The sequence below is a fragment of the Nocardia sp. CDC153 genome (assembly GCF_035818515.1).
Classification (GTDB): domain Bacteria; phylum Actinomycetota; class Actinomycetes; order Mycobacteriales; family Mycobacteriaceae; genus Nocardia.
Genome location: NZ_JAYKYU010000002.1, coordinates 1,407,128 through 1,430,557, shown reverse-complemented (window position 1 = coordinate 1,430,557; position 23,430 = coordinate 1,407,128). Strand labels below are relative to the sequence as shown.

Genomic DNA, 23,430 nt, shown 5'->3' with positions numbered 1-23,430 from the left:
GTATCGGGTTTGCCACTGTCGGTGTTCACGGCGTCCCTCCCGGAGATGCGTCGAGATTGCGGGCCCAGTGCTCGTCGAGTACCCGCGCGATGGCCGCGAGCGCGTGCGGTGCGGTCAGTTCGTCATGGCTGACGTCGATGTCGTGATTGCTGATGGTCCCGGTGATCCAGGGCCGCCAGCCGTCGGGCCCGAAGATGTCGGAGGTGTGCACGGTGGCGCTGAAATACAGTGCGTCGCCGTGGAATACGGGCCGCCGATAGCCGGTGCGGGTGTCGGCGGAGGCATTGTAGGAGGCGGCCATGCGTTCCAGGGTCTGCGCGTCGACGAGTGAAACCCCGCCCATGCGTTCGTTGATCAGGGCGGCCGCCTGTTCGGCGCTGGTGTCGGCGGGAATGTCGCTGATGCCGAAGACCGATCCGAAGGTGGCGACGAACGATCCGGCGGTGAGCTTGTCGATGCTGCCGCCGTCGATATCGGTGCTGTCCGCGTCGAGCAGGGCCAGGGTGGCGACCTCGTCTCCGGTTGCCTCGAACTGGGCGGCGACGGCGTGGGCGATCAGGCCGCCGAAGGACCATCCGAGCAGATGATAGGGGCCGTGCGCCTGCAGTCGGCGGATTTCGGCCGCGTAGCGTCGCGCGAAGTCCTCGATGCTGCGGGCGTGGGGTTCGCCGGACAGGTCGGGGGCCTGGAGCCCGTAGATGGGTCGGCCGGGGGCGAGGGCGTCGGCCAGACCGAGGTAGGTCCAGGCGATGCCCGAGGACGGGTGGATGCAGAACAGGGGTGCCCGCTCGCCGTCGGGCCGAATGGGCAGCACCACGTCCAGGCCAAGGCCGGGTGCCGAATCCGCCCGGGCGGCGGCGAGTTCGGCGGCGGCCTGCTGTTCGCGCAGTTCGACCATGAATTGGCGTTCGGCCTCGGCGGCGAGTTCGGCGGCGGGGGAGGTCGCGAAATAGGCCGCGGCGGACAGCGCGTCGGTCCACTGGTGGGCCAGCATCGTGACTTCGTGGCGGGGCAACAGGGTTTCGGGGAAGGTGAAACTGGCCTGCAGCCGATCCCCGACCACGACCGCGTTGATCTCGATCTCGGCGGTGACGGGCACGTCGGGACGCTCGGTGGCGTGCAGGTCGCCGAATTCGTCGGTGGGCAGCCAGCCGAGATCCTCCAGCCCGGCCGGAATGTCGGCGGTGGCGTAGCGGCCGAGGTAGTTGAATCCGATGCGGCCGGGCACCCGCGCGGGCAGCCGGGTGCCGGTGTCGGAGTTCAGGTAGCGCAGCATGCCGTAGCCGATGCCCTTGTCCGGCACCGCCGCCAGCTGATGCTTCACCGCGCGAATGGCCTCGCCCATGGCCGGTCCGCCCGCGAGCGCGTCGCGAATCGGTATGTCGGACAGGGCCAGTCGGACCGGGTAGACGGTGGTGAACCAGCCGAGGGTGCGCGACAGGTCGGCTCCCGCAACGATCTCCTGTTGCCGCCCATGGCCTTCCATCCGCACCAGCACGGCTTCGAGCGGCTCCATGCGCCACCGCTGGATGGCCAGCGCCAGACTCGCCAGCAGGGCGTCCTCGACGGTGCCGTCGAACAACGCGGGCAGGGTGGTCAGCAGCGTCGTGGTGGTCTCGGCGTCGATTTCCACTTCGACGGACCGCACGGCCGATACGGTGTCGACGGCCGGGTCGAGTTCGCGTGAACCCAGGCGCGGGTCCGGCGTCGCGGCGACCTCACGCCAGTAGTCGAGCTCGGCGGTCCGCCGCGGCTGCTGGGCCGCGTCGGTGAGCGCGTAGGCCCAGCGCCGCATGGACGTTCCGGTCTCGGCCAGGATCGGTGGCTGGCCGCCGCTGATCTGCGCCCAGGCCGCGATGAGATCCGGGATGAGGATGCGCCAGGACACGCCGTCGATGACCAGGTGGTGTGCCACCAGGATGAGACGGCCGCGCCGATCGGGCGGGCTGTCCGGCGCGGGATCGAGCCAGACGAGTTGCAGCACGGTCCCGGCGTCCGGATCGAGGCGGTCCAGCGCCGAATTCAGTTCGGTGACAGCGTATTCCCGCAGCTCGACGCTGTCGGCGGTATCGAACTCGATGCGGTGCAGCAGCCCGTCGACCGCCACCGCGCCGGGCGGCCGGGTGCGCAGCCGCCACTCGCCGTCGATGAACGCCAGTTGCGCGCGCAGCATGTCGTGCTGGTCGACCACGGCGGTCACGGTGGCGACGAGTTGCTCCCGCTCGATGCCGCGCGGCAGCTCCAGCACCGCCGTCTGCGCGAATCCGCGGTGATCGCCGCCGCGTTCGAGCATCCAACGAACGATCGGGGTGAGCGGTATCTCGCCGACTCCGCCGCCGGGCAGCTCCGCGAGGACGACGGTCTCGCCCGCCGCGGCCGCGAGCGCGGCCAGCGCGGCCACGGTGCGATGCTCGAACACCTGCAGCGGAGTGAGTTCGATGCCGCGCAACCGGGCCCGGGACACCAGTTGGATGGCGAGAATGCTGTCGCCGCCGAGGGCGAAGAACGAGTCGTGCACGCCGACCCGGTCCCGGCCCAGCAGTTCGGCGATGATCTCCGCCAGGACGGTTTCGAGATCGGTGGTCGGCGCGCGGTATTCGGTCTCGGCCTCGAAGACCGGCGCGGGCAGCGCCTTGCGGTCGAGCTTGCCGACGGCATTGAGCGGGATGGCGTCGAGCACCACGAACGCCGAGGGCACCATGTAGCCGGGCAGCCGGTCGGCGGCATGGGCGCGGACGGCGGCTATGTCGACCTCGCGGCCGGGTTCGGCCAGCAGGTAGGCGGCCAGGGCGGTGCCGCCGCCCGGGCCGGAAACGCCCAGCGTGACCGCGAATTCGACGCCGTCGGCCGCCGACAGCGCCGCGTCGATCTCGCCCAGTTCGATGCGCTGGCCGCGCACTTTGACCTGGAAGTCGGTGCGGCCCAGGTATTCCAGGCGAGGTTCGTCCAGGTAGCCGGTCCAGCGCACCAGATCGCCGGTGCGATAGAGCCGTTCACCGGGGCGACCGTAGGGGTCGGCGACGAAGCGGGCGGCGGTGAGCCCGGGCCGTCCATGGTAACCACGGGCCAGCGCGGGCCCGGCCAGATACAGCTCACCGGCGACGCCCATGGGTACGGGACGCAGCCGGTCGTCGAGGACCAGGGTGCCCGCGCCGCGAATGGGCATGCCGATGGTGACGGGCTGCCCGGCCACCAAGGGCTCGGAAGCCGTTGCCCAGATGGTGAATTCGGTCGGACCGTAGAGGTTGATCAGCGTGCGCCCGGTGGCCCAGCGCGCCACCAGATCCGGGCCGATGGCCTCACCCGCGACGGCCAGTACCCGCACGCTCGACACGGCGTCCGGATCGAGGGTCGCCAGCGCCGACGGCGTGATCACCAGGTGGGTGACCCCCTGCGCGGCGATGAGATCGGTGAGCGGCTGTCCGCCGAACACCTCCGGCGGCGCGACCACCGCCGTCCCGCCGGACCCGAACGCCATGAGTGCCTCGAAGGCCGAGGCGTCGAAACTCGGTGAGGCGACCTGCAGCACGCGGCAGTGCTCGCCTAGGGCGAGCAGTTCGCGTTGCGCCCGGACCAGATCGGCGAGCCCGCGATGCGAGACGGACACGCCCTTGGGCGTCCCGGTGGATCCGGAGGTGTAGATCAACCAGGCGGGCTGGTCCGGATGGGTGGGCATGGCGCGAACCCGCCCGCGCCCCAGCTCGATTCGCACACTGGACGCGGCGGGGTCGTCCAGCACGAGCCAGCCGATGCTGTCGGGCAGCACGCCCCGGTGCGCGCTGGTGGTGAGCCCGAGCAGCGCGCCGGAATCGCCGAGCATGTGATCGATGCGCTCCATCGGATGGCGCGGATCGATCGGCAGGAACGCGGCTCCGGCCTTGGCGCACGCCCAGATCGCGGTGATCAGTTCCGCGCCCCGGGACAGCGCGAGCGCCACCACGGTTTCCGACCCGGCCCCGGCGGCCGACAGCTGCATGGCCAGCCGCTGCGAGGCGGTGTCGAGCTCCCGGTAGGACACCGTCCGCCCGTCGGCGATGATGGCCGGGCACAGCCGGTGTGCCGTGGCGGCGGCCCGGAAAACCTGTGCCAGCGTGGTGAGTTCGACGTTCCCGGGTCCGCGCAGCGGCACCAGCGCGGCCCGCTCGGCCTCGTCGAGCAGGTCGATGTCCGACAGCCGCACGCTCGGATCGGCGGTGACGGCGGTGAGTATCCGCTGCCAGCGCGTCACCAGCCGTGCCGCCGTGGCCTCGTCGAACAGATCGGTCGCGAAGGTGAGCGTGCCCTCCAGCCCGGCCTGTTCGGTGCCCGGCAGCGGCGAGCGCAGATCGAAGGTCAGATCGAATTGCGAGGCATCGCGTGCGAGGGGCTCGACCTCCACCCGCAGCCCCGGGAATTCCACGGCGGGCGTGGTGAAGTTCTGCAGCGACAGCGACACCTGGAACAGCGGATGCTGTGCGGTCGAGCGCGGCGGATCCAGCACCTGCACCAGCCGTTCGAACGGCACCTCGGCGTGCGCGAAGGCGTCCAGGTCGGTGGCCCGCACCTCGCCGAGGAACTCCCCGAACCCGGTGGCCGGGTCGACGATCGTGCGCAGTGCCAGCGTATTGACGAACATCCCGACCAGGTCGTCCAGCGCGGCCGCCCCGCGCCCGGCGACCGCGGTCCCGATCAACACGTCGTGCGTCCCGGCCAGGCGCGACAGCAGCACCGCCAACGCGGCATGCAACACCATGAACAGGCTGGTATCGGTCGCGGTCGCCAATTCCGTGAGCGCCGAATGCAATTCGCCGTCCAGCCGGAAACCCAGGTCGGCACTCCCCATGGACTGCACCGCGGGCCGCGGCCGATCCGTCGGCAACTCCAACACGTCCGGCGTCGCCGCCAACCGCTGTGACCAGTACCGAATCTGCTGTGCCGCCCGGGATTCCGCGTCCTGCTCGTCCCCGAGCAGCTCCCGCTGCCACAGCGCGTAATCCGCGTACTGCACCCGCAACGGCGGCCGCTCGGCCCCCACGCCGGAAGTCCGCGCGAGATAGGCCGCCATGAGATCGGTGGCCAGCGGTGCCATGGAGGTGCCGTCCGCGCTGATGTGGTGCACGACCAACACCACGACGTGCACATCGCTGCCCGGGAGCACCCGGAACAGTCCGACCCGCAGCGGCGCTTCCCGGGTCAGGTCGTAGCCGCCGCCGGTCAGCTCCTCGATCCGTTTGCGCAGTGGCGCACCGTCTTCGACATCGGCGAGGGCGATATCGGGTGCGGCGGCATCCGCGCCGAGCACCACCTGGCGCGGGCCCTCGGCATCGGCCGGGTAGATGGTGCGCAGGGTCTCGTGGCGCGCCACCACGTCGGCGACGGCACCGCGCAGCGCGTCCACGTCCAGCTCGCCGGTGAGCCGCAGGGCGGCGGTGATGTTGTAGGCGGCGGAGGCCGGATCGAGGCGGTTGAGGACCCACATGCGTTGTTGGGCCGGGGACAACGGAATTCGGTCCGGCCGGATGCGCGGGGCCAGGGTGGGCAGGCCCGGGATCTCGGAGCCGGGGACGATGCGAGAGGAGAGTTGGGCGACGGTCGGGGCATCGAACAGGTCGCGCAGGGCGATGGTCGCACCGAGGGCGGCATTGACACGCGCCACCACGCGGGTGGCGGTCAGCGAGTTGCCGCCGAGTTCGAAGAAGGAGCGGTCGATACTGACCCGCTCGGTCTCGAGCACGTCGGCGAAGACCTTGGCGACGGCGGTCTCGACCGGTGTGCGCGGGGCCAGGTACCGCTGGTCGAGGGTGGCGAAATCCGGTGCGGGCAGCGCGTTCCGGTCCAGCTTGCCGACCGGGGTGAGCGGGACGTCCTCGAGTTCGATGAGGTAGCTGGGCACCATGTAGCCCGGCAGCGCGGCGGCGATGCGGGTGCGCAGCAGTTCGGTGTCGAGGGTTTCGCCGGGTGCGGCGACCACGTAGGAGACCAGCACGGTCTGGCCGCCGGGCCCGGGGCAGCCGAGGGTGGCCGCGTAGTCGACCTGCTCGTCGGCGGCGAGCACCGCGTCGATCTCGCCGAGTTCGATACGCAGGCCGCGGATCTTGACCTGGAAGTCGCTGCGCCCCTGGTACTCCAGTTCCAGCTCCGCGCCCTCGGCGGTCTTGACCTCCACCCAGCGCACCATGTCCCCGGTGCGGTACATCCGCGCGCCCGGCCCGGCGTAGGGGTTGGCCACGAAACGCGCGGCGGTCAGCCCGAACCGGTTGAAGTAGCCGCGCGCCAGGGCGGGCCCGGCCAGATACAGCTCCCCGGTCACCCCGACCGGCACCGGCCGCAACCAGGTGTCGAGCACCAGTGCGGCGGCCCCGCGAATGGGCGCGCCGATGGTGATGGGCTCCCCGGGCAGCAGCTCGCCCGGCCCGGTCGCCCACACGCTGAATTCGGTGGGGCCGTACAGATTCACCATGCGCCGACCGGCCGACCAGGCCGCCACCAGTTCGGGCCCGGCCGCCTCACCGGCCACCGACAGGCAGCTGAGTTCGTCCAGCCCTTCGGGATTCATGGTGGCCAGCACCGACGGGGTGATGACCGCGTGCGTGACGCCCTCGGTACGCAGCAGCTCCTCGAGCGCGCTGCCGCCGTACACGTCCGGCGGCGAGATGACCAGCCGTCCGCCCGCGCCGTGCGCCATGAGCAGCTCGTGCACCGAGGCGTCGAAGCTGGGCGAGGCCACCTGCAGGGCGCTGGTGGTCTCGTCCAGATCCAGCAGACTCTGCTGGGAGGCAACCAGATTGGCCAGACCGCGGTGGCTGAGCAGCACCGCCTTCGGCTTGCCCGTGGATCCGGAGGTGTAGATCAGATACGCGGTCTGGGCCAGGTTGATGGGCCCGCCGCGTTCGGCGTCGGTGATGTGCGCGTCCGACACCGTCATGACCCGGCGAATGGTGTTGAGGTCGTCGAGCAACAGCCAGTCGATGCTGCCGGGCAAGGTCTCACCCACATCGCACACGGTCACGCCGATGGGCGCGCGGGAGTCGGTGAGAATGTGCTCGATGCGCTCCACCGGATAGTTGGGATCCAGCGGCAGGAACGCCGCACCGGTCTTGGCCAGCGCCCACACCGCCACGACGGATTCCACCGAGCGGGTCAGGGCCAGCACCACGAAGGTCTCGCGACCGACCCCGCGCCGCAACAGGACTCGCGCGAAGCGGTTGGACCAGGCGTCGAGATCGCGGTAGGTCATGGACAGGCTGCCGGAGCTGACCGCGATGCCGTCCGGATTTGCCCGCGCTCCCGCGGCCAGAATGTCGGGCAGGGTGCGCAGGGGCGTGGGTTCACCGCCGCGCACGGGCAGCAGCCGCTTGCGCTCGATCGGATCGCAGTGCTGCAGTTGGGCGGTGCGCCACCCGGGGTGATCGGCGATCTGGTCGAGCAGCAGCGCGAACCGGTCGAGCAGTCGCCGCGCGGCCGCCTCGGGCAGTTCGTCGGCCATGAATTTGATGGTGAGACACAGGCTTTCGCTGCCGTCGGCGGCGCGCTGCGGGATCACCATGAGATTCAGCGGATACGGCGTGGCATCTGTGCCGGACACGTCGAGAATCCGCATGCCCGCGATATCGAGTGCGCGCGAGAGGGTTTCGCGGTCGATCGGATACGACTCGAACACGGTCAGAGTGTCGAACAGTTCGGGCAGCCCGACCGCCCGGTGGATGGCCGCCAGCCCGACATGCTGGTGATCCAACAGCTTGGCCTGCTCGTCCTGCACCCGGGCCAGCAGATCGCCCACGCGCTCGGCCGGATCCAGCCGCACCCGCACCGGCAGGGTATTGATGAACAGCCCCACCATGTCCTCGACCCCGGCCAGCTGCGGCGGCCGCCCGGAGACGGTCCCGCCGAACACCACATCGGTGCGGCCGGTCAGCATGGCCAGCAGTAGCGCCCAGGCGGCCTGCACCGCCGTGTTCACCGTGGCCCCGCTGCCGCGCACGGTGGCGGTCAGCCGGTCCAGTCGGACGGTGCCGAATTCGACCGAGACCATGCCGGATTCGGTGGAGGTGATGCCCGCGAGGGTCGGTATCGCGCGGGTCGGTGAGTCGACCCCGGCCAGCGCCTCGGTCCACACCGCGATCGAGGCCGCGTCGTCCTGTTCGCCCAACCAGGACAGGAATTCGCGATACGAGTGCGCCGGTGTCTGCGGCAGCTCGTGCCCGGTGACCGCGGCCAGGTACCCGGCCAGCAGTTCGCGCACCACCAGCGGCGTGGACCAACCATCCAGTGCCAGATGGTGATTGGTCATGAGCAGCGTGTACGCCTCGGGCTCGGTGCGGACGAGGCTGAAGCGCAGCAGCGGCGGGCGGGTCAGATCGAAGCGGGTGCCCGCGTCCACGGCGATCAGGCGGGCGAGTTCCCGCTGCCGCTCGGCGGGTTCGGCGATGGTGGTGAGATCGACGTCCTGCCAAGGGAGTTCGGCCTCACCGAGGACGAGCTGGCGCGGACCGTCGGTGGTCTCGACGTAGGCCACCCGCAGCACCTCGTGTCGATCCAGCAGCGCCGCGGCCGAGGTCCGCAGTCGCGCGGCATCGACCCGTCCGGCCAGCTGCAACTGGGTCTGGACCGTGTACCCGTCGGCGGTGTCGGTGTCGTAGCGCGCGTGGAAGAGCAATCCGTATTGCAGCGGCGACAAGGGCCAGACGTCGGCGAGATTCGGATAGGCCCGCTCCCACTCCTCGATCTGGCGTTGCGACACCGGAACCAGGGGGAAGTCCGACGGCGTGAACCCGCCCGCACCGGCGTGGCGGGCATGCCCGACCAGGGCGGTCACCGCCCGGCCCCACAGCTGGGCCAGTTCCCTGACCTGGCTCGCGCCGAGCACGCGGGAGGCGTAGGCCCAGGTCACCTCGAGACCGGCGTCGGTGTGGAAGGCATTGATGTCGACGACCGCCGCCAGGGGTGCGTCGTCGTCCTGGGTGGACGCGAATCGCGAGGGCACCCAAGGGGTTTCGGAGCCGCCCGCGCTCTCCACGCCCGCCCCGGTGCGACCGAGATAGTTGAAGCTCAGCTGCGGCGTCGGCGCGCCGGCGAGTTCGGCGGCCGTCTCGGCGTCGAGATAGCGCAGCATGCCGAATCCGACGCCCTTGTCCGGAATCGCGCGCAGTTGTTCCTTGACCGCCTTGAGCGCCGCCCCCGCGGCCGGGCCGCCGCGGAAGGCGTCGTCGAGATCGATGCCGGCGAGATCGAGCGCCACCGGGTACACGCTGGTGAACCAGCCGATAGTGCGGGAGATGTCCGCGCCCGGCAGGATCGACTCCTCGCGGCCGTGGCCCTCGACCGTGAGCAGGGTGCGGTGGGTGCGGCGCAACTGTCCGACGGCCAGGGCGAGCGCGGTCAGCAGGGCGTCGTCGAGTCCGCAGTGGAAGCGCGCCGGAATGAATTCCTGTGCGGCCGCAGCGGTTCCGGCGTCGATCACGGTGCGCAGGCGACCCATGGTGGCCACGGTGTCGACCCGGCGATCGAGGGCGCGGGTGCCCAGTCGCGGGTCCGGTGTCGTGAGGATCCTGCGCCACATCGGGAGTTCGTCCGCGCGGGCCCGGGTCTGCTCCACCTGGCCGTGCGCCCACCGCCGGAAGGAGGTGCCGACCGGTGCGAGCGTGCCGCCCGCCCAGGCGGTGGCCAGGTCCGGCAGCAGAATGCGCCAGGACACGCCGTCGGTGACCAGGTGGTGCAGCACCACCCACAGCAGCGGCAGCGCCTCGCCGCGGTCGATCAGCACGAAGCGGGCCACGATCCCCGCGGCCGGATCCAAAAGGTCGGCCGCGCGCTGCAATTCGTCCTCGCCGTCGCTGGCGGCGGTGGTGGTGACGGTCTCGATGAGAGCACCGGCCTCGACCGCGCCCACCGCGCCGACCCGCCATTCCCACGCGTGGGTGCCATCGGCCGAGGTGTGGGTGAGGGTGCTGCGCAACAGGTCGTGCCGGTCCAGCAGGGCCTGGACGGCCGCGGTCAGCTTGGTGCGGTCGATGTCGTGCGGGAGCGGAATCAGCACGGCCTGAGCGAATCTGGGCCAGGTGTCGCCCTGCTCGAGCATGTCGTGCACGATCGGGGTGAGCGGCACCGTCCCGACCGGGCCGCCGGGCAGCTCCCGCACCACCGGCGCGGTCACCTCGGTCGCCACCGCCGCCAAGCCCGCGACCGTCTTGTGCTCGAACACATCCCGGGCCCGCAACCCCAGTCCGGCGGCCTTGGCGCGGGCCACCAGTTGAATGGCGACAATGCTGTCACCGCCGAGCGCGAAGAAATTGTCGTCCGCCGCAACCGATTCCACGCCCAGCACCGCCGCGAACACCTCCGCGAGCAGGCGCTCACGCTCGGTGGCGGGTGCGCGGCCGACCCGGGCGCGCGTCCCGAAATCGGGGCGGGGCAGCGCGCGGCGATCCACCTTTCCAGCCGGGGTCAGCGGCAGCGCATCCAGCACCATCACCACCGACGGCACCATGTGCGCCGGAAGCTGCTGGGCCACCGTCTCTTTCACGCTCTCCGAGCTGACCGCGGCATCGGCGGCCAAGACATACGACACCAGGGCGGTCGCCCCGCCGGGCGTGGTCGCGCCGACCGTGATCGCCATCTCGACGCCGGGATGCCGCGCGACCGCCGCGTCCACCTCACCGAGTTCGATGCGGAAACCGCGCACCTTCACCTGGGTGTCGCCGCGCCCCAGGTACTCCAGTTCCCAGCGCCCGCTGCGCCGCCGCCACCGCACCAGGTCCCCGGTCCGGTACATGCGCTCCCCGGGCGCGAACGGGCTGGCCACGAACCGCTCGGCGCTCAGCCCGATGCGCCGGTGGTAGCCGCGCGCCAAACCCGCGCCGCTCAAATACAGTTCGCCGATCACACCGGGCGGGACCGGGCGCAGCCACGGGTCGAGCACGATGGCCGAGACACCGCGCGAAGGCGCGCCGATGGTGATGGGGTCACCGGGTGCCAGCGGTGCGCTCAGCGTCGCGGTGATCGTGGTCTCGGTCGGCCCGTAGCCATTGATCACACACCGCCCGGCCCACCGCACCGGCAGCTCCGGCGGGCAGGAGTCGCCGCCGACCACGACCGTCCGCAGCCGCGGCAGCGTATCCGGCTCCAGCGAACCCGCGACGGCCGGAGTCACATTCAGGTGCGTGACCTCGAGCTTGCGCAGCACCCGCGCGAGGTCGTCGCCCGCGTAGGCGGCGGGCGGGACCACCGCCACCGTCGCGCCCACGGCGAAGGCGACCAGCAGTTCCTCGATCGAGATGTCGAAGCTCGGCGAGACCGCGTGCGCCACCACGGCATCCGAGCCGACCCCGAACGCGGCCCCGGAGCCGGTGACCAGATTGGTCAGCCCGCGATGGGTGACCGCGACGCCCTTGGGCAGACCGGTCGAACCGGAGGTGTAGATCAGATAGGCGACCTGGTCCACGTGCACGGGCGCGTGGCGGTCGGCGTCGGTGATGGGGCCGGAATCGGCTGCGGCCAGCCGTTTCTCGGTCTCGGGCGCATCGAGCACCAGCCACGCCACCCGATCCGGCAGCGCGGCCCGCGACCCCGCCACCGTCACGCCCGCGACCACCCCGCTGTCGGTGATCATGTGCTCGATGCGGTCGACCGGATAGCCGGGATCGATGGGCACGAAGGCCGCGCCGGTCTGCGCCACCGCGCACATGGCCAGCACCGACTCCGCCGACCGCGGGATCGAGATGGCCACGGCGCGTTCGGGTCCCGCGCCCGCCGCGATCAGGACCCGGGCCAGCCGGTTGGCGTACTCGGTGAGCTCCCTATAGGTGTAGGCGGTCCCGTCGACCCGCATGGCGATGGCGGCGGGCGCGCGCTCGGCCCCGGCGGCGAGAATCTCGGGCAGGGTGTGCGGGCGACTGCCATTGCGGCCGTGCGCGGGCACCAACTCGGCGTGCTCCTCCGCGGAGACGGCCGTCACCGCGGCCAAGCGCTGCTCGGGGCCCTCGGCGAGGAAGCGGTGCAGGAACTCGAGGAACCGGGCGTGCAGGCCCGCCAGTTCGGTGTCGCCGTAGCGGTTCGGATTGGCCTGGAAGTCGATGTGGGTGCGTTCGCCGCCGCCACCGGGATACACGTTCACGAACAGGTCGTCGATGAGTCCCGAGGTCAGCACGTGCAGCCGCCCGGTGACCTCGCCCAGGCGAATGCGGGTGTCGGCGAGCATGAGATTCACCGTCGGACCGAACCCGGCCACCTCGTCCATGGCCCAGCCGAGGTCGCGAATGATGTCCTCCTGCCGATACCGCTGGCGGCGCAGGGCCGCGGTGAGCTCACCCTGGGTGCCGCGAATCAGGTCGCCGACGGTGGCGGTGGGGGCGGGACGCAGGCGCAGCGGAACCACATTGGCGACCATGCCGCCGGAGCGACGCAGCGTCGCGGTGGTGCGACCGGACACCGGCAGGCTCAGCACGATCTCGCCCGCACCGGTCATCGCGCCGACGAAGGCGGCGAAGGCGGCGACCACGACGGGGGCCGGACTGGTGGAGAGGGCCGAGGTCAGCGAATCCAGCAGGGCCGCCGTCGATTCCGGCAGCTCACCGCTGAGCAGCCGCGGGTGGGCGTCCACCGCGCCGGTGCGCCGACCCAGCATGGCCGGTTCGGGCAGGCCCGCCAGGTGTTCGCGCCAATAGTCGCGATCGGCCTGGAGCTTGTCCGAATTACGGTACGCCGCATCGGCTTCCACGATCCGCTGCAACGGCTCGGCCTTGCCGGGCGGGATCTCGCCGCCGGTACGGGCGGTGTTGTAGATCTCCGAGGTGCGCTGCAGCATGGTGAGCGCGCCGACGCCGTCGAGCAGGATGTGGTGAAACCGCGAATACCAGTAGAAGCGATCCGGGGCCAGCCGCAGCATGGCGACCTTGCACAGGCGGTCGCGGGTCAGATCCAGCGGCGCGGTGTACTCGGCGTACATCCACGCCCGGGCGGCCGCCTCCGGATCGGGGGCGCCGCTCAGATCCACGGTGTCGATGCGGTCGTCGAGTGTGGTGTCGACGAGCTGCATTGGCAGTTCATCGATTTCGATCAGCCGCAGATAGCCGGTGCCGAACTCGCGCCCGGCCCGCCGCGCCGCGTCCGCGAGCGACTCGATGTCCACCGCCCCGCTGAGCTCCACATACTGCGCGATGGAGACGGGCGTGTCCCCGGCCAGCTGCTGGGCGAACCAGATGCCGCGCTGGGCCGCCGAGAGGGGGAAGGCCGCGGCGGCATCGGAGGTGGTGGCGGACAGGGTGCTGGGAGAAGCCATGCTGCTGAAACCTTCTGCGGCCTATGAAGTTTCGGGCGGACCGAGGGCGCTCAGGAAGCCTTGCGCGCCAGGTGGAGTTCCGCCTCGGTGAGCGGCGCGTCCGAGCCGGTGAGGTACTGCACCAGCGTGGAGCGGTCGTCGAGCACCAGCCAGCGGCTGGCGTCGGTGATCAGCCCCCGCCCGGCCTTGGTGGTGATGCCGAAATCGGCACGCGCCAGGGTGGTTTCGGTGGTCAGCGGCACCGGCGTCGCGCCGGTCTTGGCAATGGCCATGCGGGCCACCACGGCCTCGAGCCGCGGGGTCTCCGCGATCGCGATGCGGGCGCCGGGGTGGGCTCCGAGGCGCAGCAGCATGCGCGCCAGGCGATTGCTCCAGCGGTCCAGTTCGGCGTTGTTCAGGTCGCAGTCGGCGGCGGACACCGCGATACCCGTGGGAGACGCAGCGGTGCTGCCCTTGGGAGACACGGAAGCGGGCGATTCGACCGGCTTGCACATCGAACATCATCCTCTCGAAGGGGGCGCTTGCGGTGGTGTTCGGGATGTATCCACTGTCGCCTCCGCGCGCGGTGGTCGATAGCGACCACAGTGCTGCGCATTTCCGCTCCGAGGGTGCGGGTTCACCCACCCTGGGGTGGGTGGAAGATCAACCGCTGGAATCGATCATGAGCGTGTCGATCATGACCGTTTGTCCAGGTCGATCATGGTCTGCTGGATCATGGTGATCGAATCGCGCGGGCTCAGCGCCATGGCGCGCAACTGGTCGAACATCACCCCGTAGCGCCGCACCTCCGGATGACCCTCGATCAGCTCATCGCTGGCGATGCCCTCCACGTAGACCAGCTCCGGGTCGGCGGGATCCGGGAAGTCCAGCAGCGTGAACGAGCCCAGCATGCCCGGGTGCGCGCCCGCGTCGAAGGGCAGGATCTGCAGGATCACATTGCGCTTCTCGGTGTGCTCGAGCAGCAGGCTGAACTGCTGGCCCATCACCCCCGGGCCACCCACCAGGCGGCGGATGACGGCCTCGTCGAGCACCACCCACAGCTCTAGCGGATCGTCCTTGGTGAGCACCTTGGCCCGCTCCTGCCGCGCCCGAATCCGTTGCTCGATAACCTGATCCGAGACCTTGGGCATGGTGGTCTGATAGACCGCGTTGGCGTACGCCTCGGTCTGCAGCAGGCCGGGGACATAGGTGGACTGGAAGAACCGCGCCGAGAGCGCCTCGGCCTCGAAGTTGATGTACGCGCCGTAGACCTCGGAGACGGCGTCCTCGAAGGAGCGCGCCATGCCGGGGCGCAGCGCATCCACCAGCAACTGCAAGGCATCTGAACGCTGCGGCTCGCCGATGCCGTACAGATCCAGCATCGCGGTCAGGGTGCGGCGCTGTGGCCTGGCCTGAGCGGTCTCGATGCGGTAGAGCGTGGTCACATTGATGCCGGTCTTGGCGCTGACCACCTCTTTGCTGAGCCCCGCGCTCTCGCGCATCTCGTGGAGCATCGCGGCGAGCCGCCGCAAACGGACGGTAAGCACGGTGCGCTTGCCTGCCATGACAACCCTTTCGCTTGGCGCACAAGCAAGAACGCATTCTTGCGTTCTTGCATTTGTAAGAGCATGATCCAGCTAGCCTATTCGTGTACGGCCGATCCGATGACCGGTATAGCTGAATCCGGAGACCAATCATGTTGGTGCGATTAGTGATGCTGTCGGGTGCGTTTTGGGAGTCGCGATGACCATGTCCATAGCCGGTGTCCTGCCGACCGCTCCGCAATTGCTCTGCGCCTTCCAGGGCAGGCGATTTCAAGATCGAGTTTTGTTGCGGTCGGCGCACGCTCTCGCCGAACTGCACGAACGTCGTGCCCAAGTGCGGGATCCCATGATGGTCAGTGAGATCGATTGTCGCCGCGGCGAACTCGTTGACGATATCAACGATTGGGTGGAGCAGGAACTGCCACAACACCGCAACGGCGCCGCGTTGCACACCGAGAGTCTGGGCGCGGTGGTGGACCGCATGGCCCGGAGCTGGGTGGAAGCCAATCAGGTGATAGATCATGAAGGCGCGGCCAGTGATAACACCCATAAACACTGGTACCATCTTGCCGAACTGGTTGACGGCTACACTGATCTCGTAATCGACGTGGCCGGTGGCCGTCGCCGTTTACCAGAACAATGATTCTAAATGCATTGACACAATTGATGTATTGCTAGCGAACCATTGATCGTCAGCGGTGACGTCAACCGAGTAGCGCTATCGGACCAATAGCTCGCTCGAACCGTGAGACGTCGCCCGCCCCAAGACGGCGGGCGCAACGGGGCGCCCCGCCCGGCGTGCCGCGTGGTCGACTGGCGCGGCACGCCCGTCCCGAGCTTTCCATTGCGGGGTGCCGCAACCTCATTCGCACTGTGTCCTTTTCACGAAGGCGCGACCACACACGTGCGGGTGTAATCGGCATTTCCCACCGCGAGGGACGGAGTTCATTCATGAACGCGGGCGAGGCCTCTGCCCAGGACCTGTATCGGCGGGCCGGTGACGGCACGTTCCGCCTGGAAGTTGCGACGGCGCGCAAGTGTGCCGCAAACTTCCTGCGGTTCGCAGATGCGCTGGACCCGCAACTCGAGCGCAGCCGTGACACGCACTCCCTCACCGGCTTCGGCGATTTCGATTCCGCCCACCAGCTCCGCCGCGGATTCGAGCACAAGGGCCGCGACCTCACCGCGGTCCTGACCGCGCTGCAGGACTCGGCCCTGGACATGGCCGCCGCCTACCTCCTGGCGGCGGGCCTGATCCAGACCACCGACGACACCCATTCCCGCACCCTGCTCGCGGCCACCGCAGAGCTGCCCGGGTGCCCACCGACTTCGGGGTTCTGATCCCTCACCCGGAGAACAGTTGGGCCGGTACCTGAATCCCCAGGTACCGGCCCAACTCTCGGTTTCCGGCCGAGGAGCGCTCAACCGTTCCCGGAGAACGCCATGGTCGTCCCCACCCCGATGATCATCACCCCGCCGGTGGCCCCCACCGCCTCCACCCGCTTCGGCGACCGCGCGAACCACTCCCGCGCCGAGGCCGCCCCGACGGCCCACACCGCGTCCGAAAGCACCTGCAACACAGGGAAACACGCCCCGATGATCAGGAACTGCACCGGCAGCCATCCCGCCGAGGGCACCGCGAACTGAGGCAGCACCGCCGCGAAGAACACCACGGTCTTCGGATTGGTCACCCCCACCAGGAACCCCTGCCGCACCACGCGCCGCGCCGTTCCGTCCGGCAGCGGCCCCCGCAGTGCCTCCGACAACTTCCGCCGCTCCCGAATCGCCATGGCCCCCAAGAAGATCAAATACACCGCCCCCGCGATCTTCACCGCCAAGAACAACATCGCCCAGGCCATCAGCAGCGCCCCCAGCCCCAGCGACGCCCCGATCAAACACACCGTCGTCCCCATCCCCGTCCCCACCACCGACAGCACGGCGGCCCGCCGCCCCAACGCCAATGCCCGCCCCACCGTGAACATCACGTTCGGCCCGGGAATGACGATCAGGATCAGCGCGGCCACCCCGAAGGCGACCACATGCGACAGCGGCACCATCAGCGTGTCTTCCAGTAGTTGTCGGGGCCCACCACCTGGATGACGGTGTGGGCGGGGGCGTCGACATTGGGTTCGAGGGAGGAGTCCTGGGTGAGGTTGATGTAGAGGGCGTAGGACTCGTAGAGGTAGCGGTATTGCTGGCGGCCCCAGCTGGAGTAGGTGGCGGCGAACATGGTCTTGAGGTTGGCCTGGCAGACGGAGCTGCCGACGCCCTGGGTGGGGCACCAGACGTCCCAGGTCTGGTCCTGGCCCTTGAGGCCGGTGTAGGTGGTGTCGGCCTCGGTGTTGGAGGGGAAGGCGAAGACCTCGATGGAGACCAGGATGGTCTGATCCGGGTTGAGGTAGACGCCGGTCATCATCTGCTGGCACTTGTTGTTCTGCAACGCGGTTTTCACGTTGTCGGACATGTTCTGCGAGACGCAGTCCTTCGCGCCGGAGGAGGTGCGGTTGTAGACCACGCCCTTGCTGTCGGTGAAGGTCGAGGGCAGCAGGGCGTCGGCGGTGAACGGCGTCTTGTCGGTGGCCTGCTGGTTGAGGGTGGACTTGTCGAAGGCCGCGGTCGTCGTGGTCGGCGGGGCGGTGGTGGTAGTGGTGGGCGGTGTGGTCGGGGAGGCGGTGGGCTTGGAATCCTTGCCGGAGAGCACGACCGCGCCGACGGCGATGGCGATGACCAGCACCACCAGCAGCACACCGAGGATGACCTTCAATGCCGTATTGGGGCTGTTGCCTTGCGGCGCACCGGAATACGCGACCTGCGGCTGCGGTTGCGACCAACCGGTCGGTGAGGGAACCGGTGCGGTCAGCGCCACGGTCGGCAGGGCGGGCGCGCTCGCGGGCCGCTGCCCGGCGTGGCGATCCAACACGGCCAGACTCTCCGGCACGTAGTTCGCCCCGTCCGGTGTCAGGTACGTCGCCCGCAGCGCGTCGCCCCACTCCAGCGCGGAAGGCCGTGCGTCCGGCCCGAATCCGCCATTGCCGAACGCCCGATCGAACAGCGCCCGCACCCGCGGATCCAGATCCGGTGGATACCCGACCGCGGGCTGCCACGGCGCACCCGGCACGGCGGCCACGCCGGGATCCAGGAACAGGATGCGGTACAGCAGCACCGCCAGGTCGTAGCGATCCTGGTACCGGTCGTAGGCGGCGTCCACGGGCCGCAGCCCGGCGGTATCGATCACGTACGCCAGCGGCGCGGCTCCGTGCCAGAGCACGTTCTTCGGCGACAGGTCCCCGTGGATCAGCTGCCGATCCTCGAACACCCGCACGATATCGCACAGCCGAATGGCAAGTCCCGCACGGAAATACGCCTGCACTTGCCCCGGCGTCGCCCACAGTGCGTCCAGCGTGCGCGGCCGTCCGTCGGGCTGGAGGTAGTCCATCGGGATCAGCGGCAGCACCACCCCCGGCGGCGTCCCGTCCTGCACAACCAGATCGATGGGCCAGTTGATCGCCTCGGCGGCATTGCCGGTGGATCCGCCCGCGGCCTCGGCGGCCAGTACCGTCTGCCGTCCGAAAAGCATTGCCTGGCGCGCCCATTCGATCTCGGTGGGCGAGGTCAGCGGGGCGCGGAACTGTTTGAAGAGCCGCTGCTGGCCGCGTGGATCGCGGCACAGGTACTGCACCGAGCGGCTGCCCGCCGCGTAGAAGGGTTCGGCGTCCACGTCATAGGACTCACCCGACAGACCTGCTACGACCACCATCGAACTTCCCCCGCCCGATTCATGACACCAGCAATGAGCCGAGCATACCGAGCCGCTCTCCGCCACGCCCGGCCATGAACGCAAGACACCGCTGACCGTCCCCTCACGCACGGTCAGCGGTGTGGTGCGGTGAAACCGATACCGACCCGGGGGTCAGCGCAGCGCCGCACGACCTTTCAAGCGGCCCAGGATGACCAGGGCGATCAAGGTGACCAGCACCAGCAGCGTGGTGCTGGCGGCGGCGTCGAAGACCGCGCCGCGGTCGGTGGCCGCGAAGATGGTCACGGGCAAGGTCTTCCAGGTGGCGGGGTAGACCATGATGGTCGCGCCGAGCTCACCCATCGACAGCGCAATGGCCAGGCCCGCCGCCGCGCCCAGCGCGGGCAGCAGCAGCGGCAGCGTGATGCGGAACAGGACCCGGGCCGGCCCCGCGCCGAGGGATTCGGCGGCCTGCCGGTACCCGGGGTCGAGCCGGTCCAGCGCCGCCGAGACGCCGCTGAACGCGTAGGCCAGCACCAGCACCGTATGGGCCAGAATCACAATCCATTTGGTGCCGCCGAGCAGCAGCGGTTTCTCGTTGAAGGCGATCAGCACACCCAGACCGATGGCCACCGACGGCACGGCGACCGGCACATGGAAGACCGCGTCGGTGATCCGCCGCAGCCAGGCCGGAGCCTCCCTCGAGGCCAGCGCCGCCCAGGTGCCGAGCACCAGCGAGAACAGCCCCGCCAGCAGAGCGGTCTGCAAACTCACCGACAGGCTCGCGGATTCCTCACCCGAGAGCGCCCGATCGAAATTCGCGAAGCCCAGATGCGAGGGCAGCGGCCCGGTCCACCGTCCGGCCAGCGCCGCGGCCACCACGGTGGCGATGGGCGCGACGAACACCACGGTGACCACGACCCCGAACACCGCGAGCACGATGGCCCGCCCGCGTCGCGTCCACACCAGCATGGGTCAGCTCTCCTTCCGCGCACCGGTCAAGCGCGCGAACAGCAGTCGGTATCCGAGATACAGGCTCAGCGACAGCAGCACCTGCACCGAGGCCAGCACCGCGGCCCCCGGCAGGTCGAAGGTGACGATGCCGCGGGTGTAGATCAGCGCGGGCAGCGTGAGCACGCCCTTCGCGCCGGTGAACAACACGATGCCGAATTCGTTGAGGGTCAACAGCAAGGTGAGGCTGCCGCCCGCCGCGAGCGCGGGCCACGCCTCGGGCATGACCACCTGCCGCAGCACCCGCCACGGCGAAGCGCCCAGGCTCGACGCGACATCCAGTTGCTCGCGCGGCAATTGGGCGAACGCCGCCAGCAGCGGGCGGACGACGAACGGCGTGAAGAACGTGACCTCGGCGAGAATCACACCCCACTGGGTACTGAGGAAGTTCACCGCCGGCTGGTCCCCGCCGGTGATCTGATGAATCAGCGCGTTCACCGCGCCCGCCGTCCCGTAGAGGAACGTGAACGCCAGTGTCACAAGGAAAGACGGCAGGGTCAGCACCGAGTCGATGAGCCGCCCCACCACCTGCGAGCCGGGAAACGGCACGAACGCCAAGACGATCGCGAGGAACGTCCCCAACACCAGGCACCCGAGCGTCGAACCGACCGCGATCATCACGGTCCGCCACAACGCATTCCGAAACGACTCCTCCTGCAACACATTCGACCAGGTCTGGACCCCTCGCCCGGACTTGGTCTTGGTCGACTCGGACAGCACCCGCACGATCGGATACACCGCCATGCCGATCACCATCAACACCGGCGGCAGCGTCCACAGCACGGGCCGCCACGACCGACCCGCCTCCCGTGCTTCGGGAGCCTCGGGCGCGGAAGGGGTTTCGAGGAGCGCGGTCATGCGCGGGCCTCGCCGTCCGCGGCCGCTTCGGTGCCGATGCCCGGGGGAATGAGCACACCGGCCGGATCGGGGAAGCGGATGCCGATGTGGTCGCCGGGGGCGATGTCGGTGTGGCCCAGGACGTCCGCGGTCAATTCGTCGGGCAGGCCCGCCACCTCGAGGTGGAGGCGGGTGGAAGCGCCCTTCCAGACGCTGGTGATCACGGTGGCGCGCAGGGCGTCTCGCTCGGTGAGCGGCACGACCGCGATGGTGTGCGGGCGAATGCACAGCTGCGCCTCGGCGTTCGGCACCCAGTCGGGGCGGCCGACGCCCGGGCGCGGGGCCTCGGCGCGCAGGGTGCGTTCGCCGACCTTCACCAGGGCGGCGGTGCCGGAGACGTGCTTCACCTCGCAGGCCAGCAGATTCGCGCCGCCCAGGAAGGAGGCGGTGAATTCGGTGGCGGGCTGCTGCCACAGCGTGTGGGCGGTGTCGATATCGACCAGTCGCGCGTCGCGCATGACGGCGATCCGGTCGGCCAGCGCCAGCGCCTCGGCCTGATCGTGGGTCACATACAGCATTGCCGTGTCGGGCAATGCCTTTCGCAGCTGCTGGAGCTCGCCCAGCATGTTCTGGCGCAGCTGGGCGTCCAGCGCCGCGAGGGGCTCGTCGAGCAGCAGCACCTTGGGGCGAATGGCCAGCGCACGCGCGATGGCCACGCGCTGCTGCTGTCCGCCGGACAGCTCTCGTGGCAGCCGCTTGGCGTAGGCGCCCATGCCGACCATGTCGAGGGCCTCGCGCACCCGGGCGTCGATTTCATTGCGCGCCACGCGATGTGCCTTGAGCCCGAAGGCCACATTGTCGTGCACCCGCATGTGCGGGAACAGCGCGTAGGACTGCACCACCACCCCGATCCCGCGCTTGGCGGGGGACAGGTCGGTGACGTCGCGCCCGGCCAGCCGCACCGCGCCGGAGGTGGGCCGGACGAATCCGGCCAGTGCCTTGAGCGCGGTGGACTTGCCGGAGCCGCTGGGCCCCAGGAGTGCGACCGTCTCCCCGGCGGCGACCCGCAGGTTGAAATCGGCCAGTGCGACAGTGGTTTTCTTGCCACGGCCGTAGGTGACACCGACCCGGTCGAACACGATGGCGGGTTCGGCGGTCGGGTCGGCGACCACCGCGGATGTCGTCGTCGGGGAGGACATGGTGCGCTGCTCCTGGGGTGGTGAGACGTTAGCTACCGGTGGCCTTGGTGTAGGCCGCCACGTCGGCGTCGAGGTTGTCGAGCACGGTGGTCCAGTCGGGGTGCAGGACGGTCACGTCCTTGATGGTCGTGGCCGGGGAGGGACCGGTGCCGGTGGCCGGGGCATTGGCCAGATCGGTGCGCGAGGGGATCGCGAACACGTCGGGCAGCGACTTCTGCACGTCGGCCGAGAGCAGGAACTCGAACAGCTTCTTGGCGGCGTCGGCGTGCGGCGCGCCCTTGGCCATGCCCATCAGGTACGGCAGCGAGACGGTCGAGCGCTTGCCGTCGGCGGAGGCCGGGAAGAAGACGTTGAACTTGGAGCCGCCCTTGACGCTGTCCAGGTTCATCTGCACGTCGCCATTGGCGACCAGCAGCTCACCCTTGTCGACCTTGGCCTGCAGCTTGCCGGTCGAGGACGACGGGCCGACATTGTTGGCCTGCAGTTTGGCCAGGTAGTCGAGCGCGCCCTGCTTGCCCAGCAGCTGCTGCAGCAGCACCAGCACCGCGGTGCCGTCACCGGCCTGGCCGGGGGTGGAGTACTGGATCTTGCCCTTGTAGTCGGGCTTGAGCAGGTCGTCCCAGGTGACCTTGGTGGTGTCGACCGAGGGGTTGGCGATGAAGCACAGGTAGTTCCCGGCCAGCGACACCCACTTGCCGTTCGCGTCCTTGTCGGCCGCGGCGACCGCGCCGGTGTCCACGCCGCTGGCCTGCAGCAGCCCGGACTTGTCGGCCTTCTGGATGAACGGCGGCAGCGCGACCATCAGGTCGGCCTGCGGATTGGACTGCTCCTTCTCGACGCGGGAGACGACCTCGCCGGAACCGGCTTCGACATAGTTGACCGAAATGCCGGTCTGCGTCTTGAACTTCTCGAAGACGGGCTTGTACCAGTCGCCGAGACCATCGGCGGAGTAGACGGTGACCGTCTTGCCGTCCTTGGCGTCGCTGCCGGTGCCGCCGCAGGCGGTGAGGCCGAGAGCGACCGCGGTGGCGGAGGCGACAATCAGAGCGGATCGGGCGATGGTGCGTGCGAGGCGGTTGTTCGAATTACGCACGGTGACTGCACTTTCAGTTCAGGGGACGGTCGAGTCGTAGGGACGGTGGGTACTCCGCCGGGGCGGCGGAATTCTCTAGCCGCGCTCGGCCAGCAGCAGCTGCGCGAACTCGGTGACGGAAGCCACCACGTGGGTCGCGCCGGCGGCCCGCAGCTGCTCCTCGTCGTGCGCGCCGGTCAGGGTCCCGGCCACGATGCGGGCCCCGGCGGACAGCCCGGTGCCGATATCGCTGGCCGTATCGCCCAGCACCGCAACGCGATCCACGGCGTCGATGCCCAGCCGCAGCACGGCGGTGAGCACCATGTCCGGGTACGGGCGGCCGCGACCGGCGTCGGACGGAGCGAGGGTGAGGTCGGCGATCTCGTTCCAGCCCAGGGCATCCAGCAGCTTGTCCTGGGTCTCGCGGCTGAATCCGGTGGTGAGCGCCACCTTGATCCCCGCCGCCCGCAATGCCGAAATAGCTTCGGCGGCACCGGGAATCGGGGCGACACCGGTCTCGCTGGCGAGTTCGGCGTAGGCAGTCTCGAATTCGGCGTTGGCCCGCCGGGCCCGGTCCTCGTCACCGCCGGTGAGCGCGCGGAAGACGACGATCTTGGACTGACCCATGGTGTCGATCACGTACTGGCGCGCGGCCTCGCGCTCGGGGCCCTGCTCGGGAATGCCCGCCGCGGTGGCGGCCCGTTCGAAGGCGCGGAGCACCAGGCCGTCGTCGGAGACGGTGGTGCCCGCCATATCGAGCACCGCGAGATCGATCTGCTTGTCGGACACGCTGATTC

Annotated in this window: 12 protein-coding genes; 2 read left to right on the top strand and 10 right to left on the bottom strand. The window is 69.7% G+C overall.

The features are described from left to right. Positions 1-25: 25 nt before the first annotated feature. The 3 genes from VMT65_RS15120 to VMT65_RS15110 form a co-directional block, all read right to left on the bottom strand. Positions 26-13,255, bottom strand: a complete 13,230-nt coding sequence (locus VMT65_RS15120; protein ID WP_326308828.1) for a non-ribosomal peptide synthetase — start codon at positions 13,253-13,255, stop codon at positions 26-28. Between the two features lie 50 nt (positions 13,256-13,305). Continuing rightward, the gene (locus tag VMT65_RS15115; protein ID WP_326308827.1) at positions 13,306-13,749 is read right to left on the bottom strand and encodes an AMP-binding protein; all 444 of its coding nucleotides are present in this window, start codon (positions 13,747-13,749) and stop codon (positions 13,306-13,308) included. 180 nt (positions 13,750-13,929) lie between these two features. Continuing rightward, complete coding sequence (locus VMT65_RS15110) at positions 13,930-14,799, bottom strand: helix-turn-helix domain-containing protein (protein ID WP_326308826.1); 870 nt, start codon at positions 14,797-14,799, stop codon at positions 13,930-13,932. Positions 14,800-15,061: 262 nt separating this feature from the next. On the opposite strand from VMT65_RS15110, the gene VMT65_RS15105 reads away from it, so the two are divergent. Both VMT65_RS15105 and VMT65_RS15100 read left to right on the top strand, forming a co-directional pair. Beyond that, on the top strand, positions 15,062-15,421 hold the full coding sequence (locus tag VMT65_RS15105) for a DUF4254 domain-containing protein (protein ID WP_442789970.1): 360 nt from the start codon (positions 15,062-15,064) through the stop codon (positions 15,419-15,421). Positions 15,422-15,729: 308 nt separating this feature from the next. Then, positions 15,730-16,119 carry a hypothetical protein gene (locus tag VMT65_RS15100; protein WP_326308824.1) on the top strand — a complete coding sequence of 130 codons (390 nt, stop codon included), beginning with the start codon at positions 15,730-15,732 and terminating at the stop codon, positions 16,117-16,119. Between the two features lie 80 nt (positions 16,120-16,199). On the opposite strand, the gene VMT65_RS15095 is transcribed toward VMT65_RS15100, so the two are convergent. The 7 genes from VMT65_RS15095 to VMT65_RS15065 form a co-directional block, all read right to left on the bottom strand. Then, positions 16,200-16,835, bottom strand: coding sequence for a LysE family translocator (locus VMT65_RS15095; protein WP_326308823.1), 636 nt, complete (start codon positions 16,833-16,835; stop codon positions 16,200-16,202). After that, entirely contained in the window at positions 16,835-18,535 is a 1,701-nt protein-coding gene (locus tag VMT65_RS15090; protein ID WP_326308822.1) for a hypothetical protein, read from the bottom strand. The genes VMT65_RS15095 and VMT65_RS15090 overlap by 1 nt, the downstream gene beginning before the upstream one ends. A gap of 153 nt (positions 18,536-18,688) precedes the next feature. After that, on the bottom strand, positions 18,689-19,486 hold the full coding sequence (locus tag VMT65_RS15085) for an ABC transporter permease (protein WP_326308821.1): 798 nt from the start codon (positions 19,484-19,486) through the stop codon (positions 18,689-18,691). 3 nt (positions 19,487-19,489) lie between these two features. Continuing rightward, positions 19,490-20,383, bottom strand: coding sequence for a 2-aminoethylphosphonate ABC transporter permease subunit (locus VMT65_RS15080; protein ID WP_326308820.1), 894 nt, complete (start codon positions 20,381-20,383; stop codon positions 19,490-19,492). Continuing rightward, positions 20,380-21,561, bottom strand: a complete 1,182-nt coding sequence (locus VMT65_RS15075) for an ABC transporter ATP-binding protein (protein ID WP_326308819.1) — start codon at positions 21,559-21,561, stop codon at positions 20,380-20,382. The genes VMT65_RS15080 and VMT65_RS15075 overlap by 4 nt, the downstream gene beginning before the upstream one ends. Positions 21,562-21,589: 28 nt before the next feature. Next, positions 21,590-22,654: a 2-aminoethylphosphonate ABC transporter substrate-binding protein gene (locus tag VMT65_RS15070; protein ID WP_326308818.1), complete on the bottom strand. Its 1,065-nt coding sequence runs from the start codon at positions 22,652-22,654 to the stop codon at positions 21,590-21,592. A gap of 75 nt (positions 22,655-22,729) precedes the next feature. Further along, positions 22,730-23,422 (bottom strand): phosphonatase-like hydrolase, encoded by a 693-nt coding sequence (locus tag VMT65_RS15065; RefSeq protein ID WP_326308817.1) that lies wholly within the window; start codon positions 23,420-23,422, stop codon positions 22,730-22,732. Positions 23,423-23,430 lie beyond the last annotated feature (8 nt).

Coding starts and splice junctions, on each gene's coding strand:
- VMT65_RS15095 (WP_326308823.1), bottom strand. CDS start 16,835: ATGGTGCCGCTGTCGCATGTGGTCGCCTTCGGGGTGGCCGCGCTGATC.
- VMT65_RS15075 (WP_326308819.1), bottom strand. CDS start 21,561: ATGTCCTCCCCGACGACGACATCCGCGGTGGTCGCCGACCCGACCGCC.
- VMT65_RS15085 (WP_326308821.1), bottom strand. CDS start 19,486: ATGCTGGTGTGGACGCGACGCGGGCGGGCCATCGTGCTCGCGGTGTTC.
- VMT65_RS15100 (WP_326308824.1), top strand. CDS start 15,730: ATGAACGCGGGCGAGGCCTCTGCCCAGGACCTGTATCGGCGGGCCGGT.
- VMT65_RS15090 (WP_326308822.1), bottom strand. CDS start 18,535: ATGGTGGTCGTAGCAGGTCTGTCGGGTGAGTCCTATGACGTGGACGCC.
- VMT65_RS15080 (WP_326308820.1), bottom strand. CDS start 20,383: ATGACCGCGCTCCTCGAAACCCCTTCCGCGCCCGAGGCTCCCGAAGCA.
- VMT65_RS15120 (WP_326308828.1), bottom strand. CDS start 13,255: ATGGCTTCTCCCAGCACCCTGTCCGCCACCACCTCCGATGCCGCCGCG.
- VMT65_RS15115 (WP_326308827.1), bottom strand. CDS start 13,749: ATGTGCAAGCCGGTCGAATCGCCCGCTTCCGTGTCTCCCAAGGGCAGC.
- VMT65_RS15110 (WP_326308826.1), bottom strand. CDS start 14,799: ATGGCAGGCAAGCGCACCGTGCTTACCGTCCGTTTGCGGCGGCTCGCC.